11 protein-coding genes are annotated in these 12,970 nt (G+C 39.9%); 7 read left to right on the top strand and 4 right to left on the bottom strand.

Annotated features, from left to right (window positions below):
• Positions 1-20 precede the first annotated feature (20 nt).
• The gene (locus tag ESB04_RS03430) at positions 21-1,301 is read left to right on the top strand and encodes an adenylosuccinate synthase (RefSeq protein WP_129026301.1); all 1,281 of its coding nucleotides are present in this window, start codon (positions 21-23) and stop codon (positions 1,299-1,301) included.
• A gap of 5 nt (positions 1,302-1,306) precedes the next feature.
• A complete protein-coding gene (locus ESB04_RS03425; RefSeq protein WP_129026299.1) occupies positions 1,307-1,963 on the top strand; it encodes a hypothetical protein in 657 nt (218 codons plus the stop codon).
• A 127-nt stretch (positions 1,964-2,090) separates the two neighbouring features.
• Here ESB04_RS03425 and tsaD read toward each other — a convergent pair whose 3' ends face one another.
• Positions 2,091-3,089: a tRNA (adenosine(37)-N6)-threonylcarbamoyltransferase complex transferase subunit TsaD gene (gene tsaD / locus ESB04_RS03420; RefSeq protein ID WP_129026297.1), complete on the bottom strand. Its 999-nt coding sequence runs from the start codon at positions 3,087-3,089 to the stop codon at positions 2,091-2,093.
• Between the two features lie 69 nt (positions 3,090-3,158).
• Here tsaD and ESB04_RS03415 point away from each other — a divergent pair, with 69 nt between their 5' ends.
• A complete protein-coding gene (locus tag ESB04_RS03415) occupies positions 3,159-7,619 on the top strand; it encodes a translocation/assembly module TamB domain-containing protein (RefSeq protein ID WP_129026295.1) in 4,461 nt (1,486 codons plus the stop codon).
• Positions 7,620-7,806: 187 nt separating this feature from the next.
• Here ESB04_RS03415 and ESB04_RS03410 read toward each other — a convergent pair whose 3' ends face one another.
• Complete coding sequence (locus ESB04_RS03410; protein ID WP_129026293.1) at positions 7,807-8,748, bottom strand: hypothetical protein; 942 nt, start codon at positions 8,746-8,748, stop codon at positions 7,807-7,809.
• Between the two features lie 111 nt (positions 8,749-8,859).
• On the opposite strand from ESB04_RS03410, the gene nadB reads away from it, so the two are divergent.
• Positions 8,860-10,443, top strand: coding sequence for an L-aspartate oxidase (nadB, locus tag ESB04_RS03405; RefSeq protein ID WP_129026291.1), 1,584 nt, complete (start codon positions 8,860-8,862; stop codon positions 10,441-10,443).
• Here the strand turns inward: nadB and udk are convergent.
• Positions 10,429-11,058, bottom strand: a complete 630-nt coding sequence (gene udk / locus ESB04_RS03400) for a uridine kinase (RefSeq protein ID WP_129026289.1) — start codon at positions 11,056-11,058, stop codon at positions 10,429-10,431. The genes nadB and udk overlap by 15 nt on opposite strands.
• A 66-nt stretch (positions 11,059-11,124) precedes the next feature.
• Positions 11,125-11,661: a class I SAM-dependent methyltransferase gene (locus tag ESB04_RS03395; protein ID WP_129026287.1), complete on the bottom strand. Its 537-nt coding sequence runs from the start codon at positions 11,659-11,661 to the stop codon at positions 11,125-11,127.
• A 190-nt stretch (positions 11,662-11,851) separates the two neighbouring features.
• Here ESB04_RS03395 and ESB04_RS03390 point away from each other — a divergent pair, with 190 nt between their 5' ends.
• From ESB04_RS03390 to ESB04_RS12635, 3 genes are read left to right on the top strand one after another with little or no spacing between them, the layout of a single operon-like run.
• A complete protein-coding gene (locus ESB04_RS03390) occupies positions 11,852-12,355 on the top strand; it encodes a gamma carbonic anhydrase family protein (protein WP_129026285.1) in 504 nt (167 codons plus the stop codon).
• Positions 12,352-12,828: a SixA phosphatase family protein gene (locus ESB04_RS03385; RefSeq protein WP_129026283.1), complete on the top strand. Its 477-nt coding sequence runs from the start codon at positions 12,352-12,354 to the stop codon at positions 12,826-12,828. Before ESB04_RS03390 ends, ESB04_RS03385 begins: the two co-directional genes overlap by 4 nt.
• Positions 12,828-12,959: a hypothetical protein gene (locus tag ESB04_RS12635; RefSeq protein WP_262707673.1), complete on the top strand. Its 132-nt coding sequence runs from the start codon at positions 12,828-12,830 to the stop codon at positions 12,957-12,959. Before ESB04_RS03385 ends, ESB04_RS12635 begins: the two co-directional genes overlap by 1 nt.
• The last annotated feature ends 11 nt before the right edge of the window (positions 12,960-12,970 follow it).

Raw genomic sequence — 12,970 nt, 5'->3', positions numbered from 1 at the left:
AAGATTTAAAAATAGTTTTTATGGCAGTTGATGTATTATTAGGCTTACAGTGGGGGGATGAAGGAAAGGGAAAGATTGTGGACGTTTTGGCGCCCCGTTATCAGGTTGTGGCAAGATTTCAAGGAGGACCCAATGCAGGTCATACCTTGGAATTTGATGGTTTTAAGCATGTATTGCATCAGATTCCATCGGGTATATTCCGTCAGGAAGTTCAAAATATTATCGGAAATGGGGTGGTTTTAGATCCCATTATTTTCAAAAAGGAAATCGAAGGCTTGGCTCATTTCAATTTAGATTTGAAGAAAAACCTGGAAATTTCTAAAAAGGCTTCCATCATTTTGCCTACTCACCGACTATTGGATGCTGCTTATGAACTGGCCAAGGGAAAGGAAAAAATTGGTTCGACATTAAAGGGCATAGGTCCTACGTATACCGATAAAATATCCCGTCAAGGGCTACGCGTGGGTGATATGATTTCTCCTAATTTTCCTGAAAAATACAAAGCGTTAGTTGATCGCCACAAAGCGATTTTAGACGTGTATCAATACGAATATGATCTGGCGGAGGCTGAAGCTGCTTTTTTTGAGGCAGTAGACTTCATGAAGCAATTCCCATTGGTGGATTCGGAGTATTCTGTTAATCATGCCATCACGGAAGGTAAGACTATTTTAGCTGAAGGGGCACAAGGTTCCTTGTTGGATGTGGATTTTGGTTCTTATCCATTTGTGACTTCTTCCAATACCGTTACGGCAGGTGCCTGCACAGGTTTGGGAGTTGCACCTAAGAACATTGGAGAGGTATATGGTATTTTTAAGGCTTATGCTACTCGTGTGGGTTCTGGTCCATTCCCAACAGAATTAGAAGATGAGGTAGGAGAGGCGATGCGTCAGGAAGGTCGTGAATTTGGCTCTACTACTGGCCGTCCACGTAGATGTGGTTGGATTGATTTACCTGCCTTAAAATATGCCATGATGATCAATGGGGTGACTCAATTAATCATGATGAAGGCAGATGTCTTGAATATTTTCGAAGAAATTCAGGTTTGTACAGCCTACGAAATGCCAGATGGTACAGTGACGGATCAAATTCCATTTGAGATTACTGATATCAAGGTGAAGCCTATATATTCTACCTTACCAGGGTGGCATTGCAGTTTAGAGGGCATGCGTGATTTTAACGAGTTGCCGGCTGAATTGACGAATTACATCGCTTTCTTAGAGAAGCATTTAAATTTACCTATCAACTTCATCTCAACTGGTCCTGACCGTGAAGCTTGCGTTTTGAGGGGATCTTTAGCATAAACAGGATGGCTTCGGATAGAATAGACTTGGCAGAATTGTATAAGTTCGACGAGATTTACTGGATACCAGCGGATCGCTCAAGCCAACCATCCGAAGCCGATTCTCCTGTGGTGATGGAGAAGCAAGAAGTCCAGCCTGAGCAGGAGGCAAAACCTTCTATTCCAGATTCGCCGGTCGAACCACTCAATATTAGGGAAGAATCTAAAGTAAAAGAACCACAAGGCCCAGGTTTGCAGGCTAGCTTGATGGATGAGGAAAAAGTGACCAAGCCAAGCAATTCATCCGAGCGCCCCAACCTAGCATCCATTACTTGTCAATTACTCATTGTGGGTAAAATTAATGCCACCGAAAAAGAGCGCCTACAATTGGTCTTGTCTGCTGCCCCGGTCTCTTTATCAACAGCGGATTGGCAAGTACTTGAGCCAGTAGAAGATATGAGCGTGGAGGAATTAGTGCGTGAAACCCAGGCGAGTTATTACCTGTTTTTAGGGGAACAAGCACCAGCTTGGAAAGAGACCTTGGTAGAAGCTCAAATCAAGTCCATAGCCAACAAATCAGTATTTTATTTTCCTAGACTAATTTCTAGCTTAAAAGATTCTGAGAAGCCACTAAAATTAGCTTTTTGGAATGCGATGAAAGAAATGGTTAGGAATGGTAAATGATGAATGGTGAATGGTAAATTGTAAATTATAAATTATAAATGGCAAGTTGTGAATTGTAATTGACTGAAATACAATAAGATATCATTCACCATTCACCATTTACCATTTACCATTCACCATTCACCATTTACATGGCCATCCTAGGCAAAGGACTTACGTCTTGTCCGCAAAATATTCCCGCTTCAGCTTTGAAATGTGCGGCCATGGCTATCATCCCTGCATTATCTGTGCAATAGGTGAAGGCAGGAATGAATACATCCCAGCCCTGTTGTTCTCCTAATGTCTGTATGCCATTTCTCAAGCCTGAATTGGCTGCCACCCCACCAGCAATAGCAATTTGTTGGCAATTCTTTTCTTTCATGGCTTTTTTAACCTTTCGAAGCAAAATATCAATCAAAGTTTTTTGAACGGAGGCACAAATATCAGCTTTGTTTTCTTCGATGAATTGAGGATTATTTTTTTGCTCTTTTTGTAAAAAATAGAGAATGGCGGTTTTGATGCCTGAAAAAGAAAAGTCCAATCTGGGCATTTCACCCATGGGAAAAGGGAAACGGTCGGGATTACCCTCTTTGGCTAGTTTATCAATCATGGGCCCACCTGGATAGGGTAGTCCAAGAAGTTTGGCCGTCTTATCAAAAGCCTCGCCTACGGCATCATCTTGTGTTTCCCCAATGACTTCCATTTCCAAGGCACTTTTCACCCAAACCAGTTGCGTGTGTCCACCACTCACGGTGAGGCAAAGGAAAGGGAAAGTCGGTTTTGGATCCTCAATAAAATGAGCCAAGACATGCGCTTCCATGTGATTTACCTCAATGAGCGGGATGTTTAGACTAAGCGCTAAAGCTTTGGCGAAGGAGGTCCCCACCAGCAAGGCACCTAATAAACCCGGCCCACGTGTAAAGGCAATGGCATTCAGTTCATTTTTGTTTATATTTGCTTTTTGCAGAGCCTCGTGAACGACCGGAATGATAGATTTTTGATGAGCTCTACTGGCCAATTCCGGTACTACTCCACCCCATTGAGTATGGATAAGTTGGGTAGATACAATGTTGGACTGAAGTTCACCGTTTACCATAATGGCAGCGGAGGTTTCGTCACAAGAAGATTCAATAGCCAGTAGATTCATAGGGAATAAAAACTCCGCAAAAATAAGGCAAAATATGCCGTAATCGTTGGTTTTTCTGAAAAAGAAAATATGATTAAAGCAACAAAAATCTTCGCTAAATCCATTCTTTACGGTTTGGTGGGCATTTTTTTGTTGTTTTTTTTAGTTGTTTTATTACTTCGCGTTCCCGCCAATCAAACCCTTCTTGCCCAGTATTTTGCACCGAAAATTGAAAAAGCCATCGGTTATCCCATTTCGGTTCGCGCCATTCAGTTGAAATTTTTCGATGAAATCAGCTTTTGGGATCTTCGAGTAAAAGACCCTTGGGGTAAAGAAATGATTCATATGGAGCGATTGGATGTCAATTTCAGCCTCTCTGATTTAGTATTTAAAGTGGGCAATACCCATTTAGATTATGCACGTTTGTATAAGCCTAAAGTTCACCTGATTTACGAGAAAAAAACCGGTAAAATGAATTTGGATGAGTTCATTTTCAGAATTGACCGTTGGTTAAATCCCGGTCCGAGTACCGGTCCAAGTTCCAAATTTGAAATCTTGGATGCTGAGGTAGTGAATGGCTCCTTTATGTTAGATGATCAGCAAATTAAGAGTGAGGCCAGTGCTAAGCATTTTGATTTGAATCACATCATTTTTACGCATATCCATGCCAAAATCAAGAATTTTTATGTGTTGGGAGATACCATAGGATTACAAGCGGAAGGTTTAAAGGCATTTGATCCAGTTAGTGGATTGAATATCAAGTCTTTGGATACCAGGTTCATGTATGCCGACAAGCAAATGCGTTTTGATCAATTGAACCTATTTTTTAACGATTCCCAGATAAAAAATCAAATTGTTTTTGATTATCAAAGCACAAAGGATTTTAAGGATTGGAACAAAAAAGTGCGGATGAAGGCCTATTTCGATAATAGTCTGGTCCGAGGGGAGGACTTAGGTAGATTTGTGTCGGATATGTACCAATACAAAGGTTTATACAAATTGAAAGGTAATTTGGAGGGCCCTGTGGCCCAGTTAAATTTACGAAATTTTGAAATGGCCTTTGGTACGAAAAGCGTTTTACGAGGCGATTTTAGCTTTAAGGGTTTACCTGAAATCGATAAGACCATCATGGATTTTGACATGGTCAATTCCCTCTTCCATCCTCAGGATTTACAGGTATTTTTGTCGAAGTCGGCCATTGAAAAAATGAACATATTAGGCCCAGTTTCCTTTGGGGGTAAGTTCAATGGAACGAACAAGAATTTCAGTACATCAGGCAAATTAAATACAGGTTTAGGCTATTTAGAGGGGGATGTGGCGATGAACCTGAGCGACTCCTCGGCACTTTCTAAATACCAAGGAAAACTAAAATTAAAGAAATTTAAATTAGGTAAACTTTTCAGTTTAGAGCAGTATTTAGGAACGGTTGATTTGGAAGCTCAGGTGAAGGGTTCAGGGTTTTCTAGTAATTCTGCCAAAGTGGATTTTGATGGTCAAGTATCGGAAATCAATGTCAATCGTTATGCCTACCGTCGAGTTAGTTTAAAGGGAAATTTACAAAGGCAATTGTTTAAGGGTTTGGTTTCGGTGAAGGACAGTAATTTGCTGGTTCAAATGACTGGGGAAATCAATTTGAGACAAGAAAAACCTGTCTATAATCTCGAAGGCCGTATAGATCACGCAGACCTTGGAAGATTAAAATTGACCGATTCACCGATGCAATTAGTGAGTGATTTTCAAGTCAATATTGCTATGAATGATTGGGATGATTTGGAGGGAAGAGCTACGTTTTCAGAAGCTATTTTGGGTACTCCCAAGAAGATGGATTTACCCATTCATCTGCTCACATTCAGTTCTGATTTAAGAGGTCTTAAAAGACACTATCGATTGAATTCCGATATGATTTCTTTGGAGGCTGAAGGTGATTTTGTGCCCTCTCAACTGCAAAAAGATTTGAGTCAACTGTGGGAAGAATATACCCTGTATTTTACCAAAAATGAAAGTGAGCGGGCCACCTATTATGCCTCCAAGGCCCATGAAACGAGTCGCAAATACGGTTCTGATTTCACTATCATTTGCCATGATGTCAAGCCTATTTTATCGCGCTGGTTTCCTACTATTGATCTAGCCAAAAACACGGTATTTTCGGGCAGTGTTAACAAGGGCCGTTCAGTTTCCTTGAGTTTGGAGTCCTACCCAGACACGGTAGTTTTGGGTGGTTATAAATTTTACCAGTCCATCTTTTCTTTTCAAAGCTCTAAGTTTTTGGGTGGACCGGAAGTGTCGAGTAGCTTGGTTTTTCAATCGAGAAAGCAACAATTAAACTTTTTGACACCCACCGAAAACCTCAAATTGGATGGGCTTTGGGACCAGGATCGAATCAATTTTGAGCTGGATTTCAAACAGCAAGGAGATGAAAATTCAGCTCATTTGGGAGGTATTTGGCGCTTTGAAAAAGATGGACTTTCCTTGCGTTTTAGGGATACCTACCTGCGTATTTTGGGGCAAGATTGGGCCGTTGACCCAGAAAATAAAATATCCATTCAGGGAAAAGAATTGCATGCAGAGCACTTCCTGATATCCAATCAAAAACAGTCCATTGCTCTACAAGGAAGCCTGTCCATGGACTCGACGGAGACGCTGAGATTGCGGGCTAATAAGTTTCAATTGGGAACTTTAGCTCCTTTGTTTTCTTGGAAAGTACAAGGAGAACTTAATGCAGAAATCAACATTCAAGATTGGTACCAACATACCCGATTGGATACATGGCTGTTGCTAGATTCTTTGCGTTTGAATTCTTTTTATATCGGAAATCTTCAGGGAGTGGGTACCTATAATGCGGATTTAAAAACCATGGATTTGAATTACCATCTTAACCGATTAGGTGAATCCGTTTTGGAGGTAGATGGTCAATATAAACCCTTTGAGACGAAAAATAAATTGGATATTACGGCGGAACTCAACAAGACAAACTTGAGTATTTTGGAGCCATTCACACAAGGGGTATTCTCCGGTTTGGCAGGGGATGCTTCGGGTAAATTATTGGTTCGTGGTACTTTTGAGGAACCCGATATTCAGGGTAAAATTGTGGTTCAAAAAGCCAAACTATTTTTTGATTACTTGAAGACCAGTATGGCATTTTCAGATACTGTCGTTTTTAAAACTAGACAGATTATTGGTCGAAATTGGAAGATTACAGACCCTGAGGGAAATACGGCAAAGCTGAATGCCAACTTTAATTTCCCAGTAGGCAGTCCTTACGAAATGAATATTGAGGGCAATTTGAATCGCTTTAAAATTTTGAATACACAGCGTGACCCCACTTCATTTTACTATGGAATAGGCTATGCATCTGGGCCCTTGTCTATCAGAGGAACGGTAAACGACTTATTGATTACGGCTGATTTAAAGAGTGAAAAAGGAACCAGATTGTACATTCCTTTGGACCGAGAAAGCAGTTCTGATAATGAAGAAGATTATGAGTTTTTCAGTAAATCTTTGCAAGCGGATATCAATGCTTTAACCCAGCCTTTGACATCTAAATTGAAGGAAGGAGGAATCAGTTTAGATTTGGATTTGGCCTTTACTCCTGAGGCATATGGCGAGGTTCAGATCGACAAGAAGAAAGGAGACCTGATGCGGATATATGGCACCGGTGGTATCAATATGACTTTGGATAAAAAAGGGCAGTTCAGGATGATTGGTGATTATGCCATCGATCAGGGAGATTATACCTTTACCTTGCAAAACTTGATCAATAAGCGCTTTTCTATTCAGCGAGGTTCCAAGATTTCCTGGACAGGAGATCCCTTAGAAGCGAATGTTAATATCAAGGCTATTTACACGCAATACGCCTCCTTATTTCCCATTTTATTGGATACGACCAACAAATCGAATTTGCCTGAGTTTAAAAGACGTTATCCAGTGGATGTGACTATTAATTTACAAAACCGATTATTGTCGCCCAATATTGGTTTTGACATAGGTATTCGTGATTATCCTAAAGACGTGCATTTGAATGGGGCCGTTACTGCTTTTACGAACCGAATTAAAACGGATGAGCAGGAGTTGACCCGACAAGTTTCCAATGTGTTGTTGTTTGGTCAATTGGTTTCCCCATTTGGAGGCAGTGGTATTGCGCTGGGTAATTTGGTGGGGAATTTCACGGAAATGCTTTCTAACCAATTAAGCAATTTGGCCTCGCAGATAAATAAGGATTTGAATATCGACGTGTATTTGGGAGGAGGAAATTTGAATCAGGATATCTTGTCCAATTTACAATTGAGAGCTTCTTATAATGTCAACGATCGCCTACGAATTACTCGCAGTGGAGGCTTTACCGATGCCCGAAATCAGACCAGTCCACTGATTTTATTGGGAGATTGGGCTTTGGAATATTTTGTCAAAAGAGACGGTTCTCTTCGTCTAAAAACCTATAACCGCAACGTCCAGACGACGCTATTAGGTTCTTTGAACTCCTACCAAATCAATCAAACTTTAGGAGCTAGTTTACTCTACAATCGTAGCTTTAATAAGCTGTTTGGGAAGTGAAATTAATGTAGCAAGTAGAATTTTAAGGCTATTTTTTCATATCCTGTATATTCTATATTTAAAATGAATAATCAATGAACCCAATTCAACCTACATCTGGACAAGACACAAATAATTCTCTATTTTCCAATAAAAAAGGAACCACTTTCGCAGTTCCTTCTTTCAACAATATAAAAATTGAAAATCCTTACTTTACTTCAAATCCTCCTGAGCCAATAGCAAAACCTTCTGAATACAATTCAATGGTATATTTACCTGGCTTATAAGCTACACCACCACGAGAATAGAAAACATCTACGCTTTGGTTATTGTTGGAGTAGCTAACAACCTGTTTAGCTGTGTACACCATTTCTTTTCCGTCTTGGGTGAACTTACCTGAACCAGCTGCCTCGTCGGAAACAATTGCTCCATCGCCATCCAATACACGCACAAAAATGGTTTTGTTCTCCAATTTAGTAATAGGATTACTAGCTAAGTTGAAGGTGATTTTTAGCTTCTCAATTTTCTTGCCATTGAATCGTGATTTTTCGGCTTCTTTACCTTTTGCGTTGACCGATAATACACGTAGATTTTGAGCTTTCAATGCCGCAGCAATACTTACTTTTCTTGCTAACTCTTTGTTCTTCGCGGTAACTTCTGATAAGGTATCTGCCAATGTTTTGTTCTCGTTTTTCAATCCACTGTTTTCTGTATTTAGAGATTGATTTTGAGTAGTCAAGACTTGGTTGTTTTCCGTCAAAATGCCATTTTGTTTCTTCAATTCAGCAATATCTGCATCTTTTTGTGTCAGCACTAAATCATACTCTTTAATTTTAGCCTCATAAGAAGCAATAGTAGCATGATTGGCTTTCTTAAGGGAGTTTTTATCCTGTTCTAGTTGAACTTTTAAAGCTTCTAAATCGCTTACTTGTCCACCTAAAGCTTTAATTTCTTCGATTTTAGCATCCAATTGTGTGGATATTGAATCCAATTTCATTCGAGTATTGGCTAATTCAGTGGCTTTTTCCTCAATGTTGACGGCCTGTTCTTTGGTCAGTTGGTTGGACCGGAAATATAAGACACCCAATACAGCTGTTAATACAGCCAATACAATTAGGGCAATCTTTGAGGTGTTGTTGGAGCTTTCCATTTGCTTGAAATGTTTATTTAAGGGTTTAATTAGAGACAAAGTTAACATTAATATTCAATATTTCGTTTTAAATAGGCTTTTGGTTAATTTGCGCCTCTGAATGACATGAATATGCCTACGTATGATTTTATTGTGGTGGGTTCAGGAATTGCTGGTTTATCCTACACCGTGAAAGTAGCTCAGTATTTCCAAGACAAACAAAAACCCATCAAAATTGCATTGATTACCAAGACCGTTGCGGAGGAAACTAACACTAAATATGCACAAGGTGGTATAGCGGCTGTTTGGGATCAGGAGGATTCTTTTGACAAACACATCCAAGATACCTTAGTGGCAGGAGATTTTGAGAGCGACCAGCAGGTGGTTGAAATAGTCGTGAAGGAAGCACCTGAACGATTAAAAGAACTTATTTCATATGGAACGGATTTTGACCGTAAATCGGATGGAAGTTTCGATTTAGTCAAAGAGGGCGGTCATTCAGACAAGCGCATATTACATTACAAAGATTCCACTGGAAATGAAATCGAGCGCGCCTTATTAGAGAAAGTAAAGTCGTTTTCAAGCGTTGATTTTTTTACCCATTATTTCGCCATTGACCTAATCACCCAGCATCATTTAGGGGAAAAGGTAACTAAGGATACCCCGCATAAAAAATGTTTTGGGGTATATGTACTGAATAAAAAGACTAAAAAGGTAGAAACCTTTATTGGTAAAACTACCTTGCTAGCTACAGGAGGAATTGGTCAAGTATATCAATCGACAACCAATCCAACCATTGCTACCGGTGATGGAATCGCCATGGCCTACCGGGCAAAGGCTTTTGTGAAAGGCATGCAATACATTCAGTTTCATCCGACGGCCCTTTATCAACCGGGTAAAAAACCAAATTTTTTGATTTCAGAGGCTGTGCGTGGACATGGTGGTATTCTCAAAAATTTGGATGGAACCACCTTCATGGAAAAATACGATGAACGACTGTCGCTGGCTCCTAGAGATATTGTTGCTCGGGCTATCGATTCGGAGATGAAGAAGAACGGAACTGACCATGTGTATTTAGATACTCGACATATACCTAAGTCGGAAATCATTGCGCATTTTCCCATGATTTATCACTATTGCCTGGATCAATTGGGAATAGATATGTCGGAAGAAATGATTCCGGTAGTTCCTTGTCAACATTATTTATGTGGAGGTATTATTGTCAATGAACACAGTCAAACCAATATTGAACATTTATATGCTGCGGGAGAGTGTTCCCATACGGGTTTACATGGAGCCAACCGTCTTGCATCTAATTCTTTGTTAGAAGCTATCGTTTTCGCTCATCGGGCTTTTGAGAAATCGGTTCAGGAATTTGGTACACAAATTATTCCAGCGGGCATACCTGATTGGAATGATGAGGGTACAAGAAATCCAGAAGAAATGGTTTTAGTGACCGAAATGACTCGTGAATTGGAGTCGATTATGAGTAATTATGTGGGTATTGTGCGAACGGACCGTCGACTAAAACGCGCCTATGACCGCTTGGAATTGATTTATTTGGAACATGAAGAGCTGTATAAACAATCCAAGATTACGGTTCCACTCTGTGAATTGCGGAATATGATCAATGTGGCCTATCTCATCATCAAACATGCGCGTGCGCAGCGAGAAAATAAGGGATTACATTATAACTTGGACTTACTTAATGCGTGATTTTAAGTAATGTACGATTACCTCTAGTCCTTTTTCAAAGTGAATATTATTGGGAATCACGATGTCACAGCTTTTTTTGTGCGGTCGAATGTATTCCTCGTAAGTAGGCTTCACATGGTATTTCCAACGATACATCACGTCTTGTAAATCATAGCCGCGTTCTTCATTGTCGCGCTTAATTCTCCGCTTCAGTTTAATTTTGTTTTGTGCGTCAATGAATATCTTAAGGTCTAGCAATTTGGCTACCTCTGGAAAGTGAAATACAAAAATACCTTCCACGACTAATATTTTTCTAGGATAAAAATGAAGGATCTCGGGTACTTTGCTGGAATTGTTGAAAGTATACTCTTCGCGAGTAACAATTTGTCCTGAGCGTAATTTTTCAACATCCTTGGCAAAGGCCTCATCATCAATGGCACCTGGTAGGTCAAAATTCTCAATTCCATTATCGTCTTTGGTTTGTTCGTGCTTAGGACGGTAGTAATTATCTTGAGACAAAAGACAAATTTCTTCGGATGGAAACTGGGACATGAGCCTTTGTAAAAAAAGGGTTTTTCCAGAGGCACTCCCACCGGTAATTCCGATGATATAGGGTCTTTCGTTGTTTGGGGTCATTGATGTTGCGTATTCGGAATGCAAATTTGCTAAAAGCATTTTACTCCTCAAAATTAGCCAGATAATTCAGGCTTTTTGATATTTCAAATAACAGGACTGTTGGTCTTTCCAAATCTGCTGATTGAGTCGAAAAGAGATACTTTTCATTTGCTCGTTCAGTTCATCTAAATAAAGCAATTTTTTGCCACAGCCCTCATGAAAACGCCTTTCTTGTAAGGACAATTCTTCTTCTATTAGGATCCATCCTTCCGGTTTTAGGATGTTCTTCAAGGCAGGTAAAATAGTATCCCAAGTATCCAATTCATGCCAGGCGTTGAATACCCAAACACCATCGATATGATGTTTGTCTAATGGAAGTTGCTCTAAGCTTTGATTAAAAATTTGATAAGTACATTCCCATTTTTTTTCCAATTTTTTTTCAAAGTAGTCGATATTCTCCTTGAAATGTTCGGGATTTAATACTTCAGCGTTGGTATCGACTAAAATTATCTCTTGACAAGTTTGATGTAAAATCAGGTTGGCCTCCCACCAAGCGGAACCGCAACCCAAAGAAAGTAGTCGGTCGGTTGGATTCCATGCAAAGTGTTCTAGCAATTGTTTCATCGTTAAAGAAAAGATATGGGTTGTTAGATTTTAGGAATTTTTGTTAGTTCTTAGGGTATATTGGCTTGCTCGGATTTCAGTAAGATTTGATTATTTGAATGACTATGAGTAGAAAAAATGAAAGGAAATGGAAAGAAAGAAATTAATCAGTAATTTTCGGAAAGCTAAATTTGAACAAAAATAACATCTTATGGCCATTTTTATCGCTCCAACTGCTTCCGTTATGGGACGTGTTTTTATTTCTTCGGATGTATCCATCTGGTATGGGGCGGTGATTCGTGCAGATGTGGAGGAGATTCATTTGGGAGAAGGTTGTAATATTCAAGATAATGCAGTTCTACATGCCGATGAAGGGGATAAGACCATCATTGGTCCGAGAGTGACCGTTGGTCATGCTGCTATCGTGCATGGGGCAGAGGTAGGAGAAGGTAGTTTGATTGGAATGCATGCCACAGTTTTAAATAGGGCTAAAATTGGTAAGTATTGTTTGATTGGTGCGCATGCTTTAGTCACTGAAGGCATGGAAATACCTGATTATTCTTTAGTCTTGGGTACTCCTGCCAAAGTGGTAAAAACATTGAATGAATCGCAGATTGAGCGATTGAAGTTTGGACCGCCGCATTATATCAAAATGGGGGCTAAACATGCCCAAGGAGAATTTCCATTCATCACCCAAGCAGACGTGGAATCATGATAGATTTAATCCTCATCCGACATGCCCACGCGGGCCCTTATGATCAGCCAGATAAGGAAAGGCCACTATCCTTGCAAGGCATGGAGGAAGTAAGTTTATTGGCTCAAAAAATGAAATCGGTTCATTTGCCATCTGGACTGTGGCTTTGTTCTGATGCCAAAAGGACCCTAGAAACTGCCACGGCACTTCGGAGTGAGCTAGGGATAGTCGGTCCCATTAATTTGGATAATTGTTGGTATCATGCCTCAGGACCTAAATATGTGGACATCATTGAAGCGCAAAACAGGCCTGTCATTTATTTGATCGCACATAATCCTTCTATTTCTTACGTAGCATCTTACTATGCTGGTAGTTTAATGCAAATGGAAACGGGAGGCTGTTGTTATTTACGCTTTCAATATGCCGACTCACCTGCAGAATTAAGTAAGGGTGCGGGTGATTTAGTTTTTCATTTTAATCCTCAAATTGTCTAATGAATCAAAATCAGAAAATTTTCCGCTGGATACTCATTTTATTTACTTTGTTGATGGTGGCTTTAGCTATTGATATGGCTAGAAATACGACAGCTCCGTGGAACAAAAAGAAGGTGGAGAAGGGGAGATAAGGACTAATTTG

This window comes from Aquirufa rosea (assembly GCF_004118285.1).
GTDB lineage: Bacteria > Bacteroidota > Bacteroidia > Cytophagales > Spirosomataceae > Aquirufa > Aquirufa rosea.
Note: the sequence above shows the minus strand (reverse complement) of the source record. Positions and strands in the feature narration are given on the sequence as shown.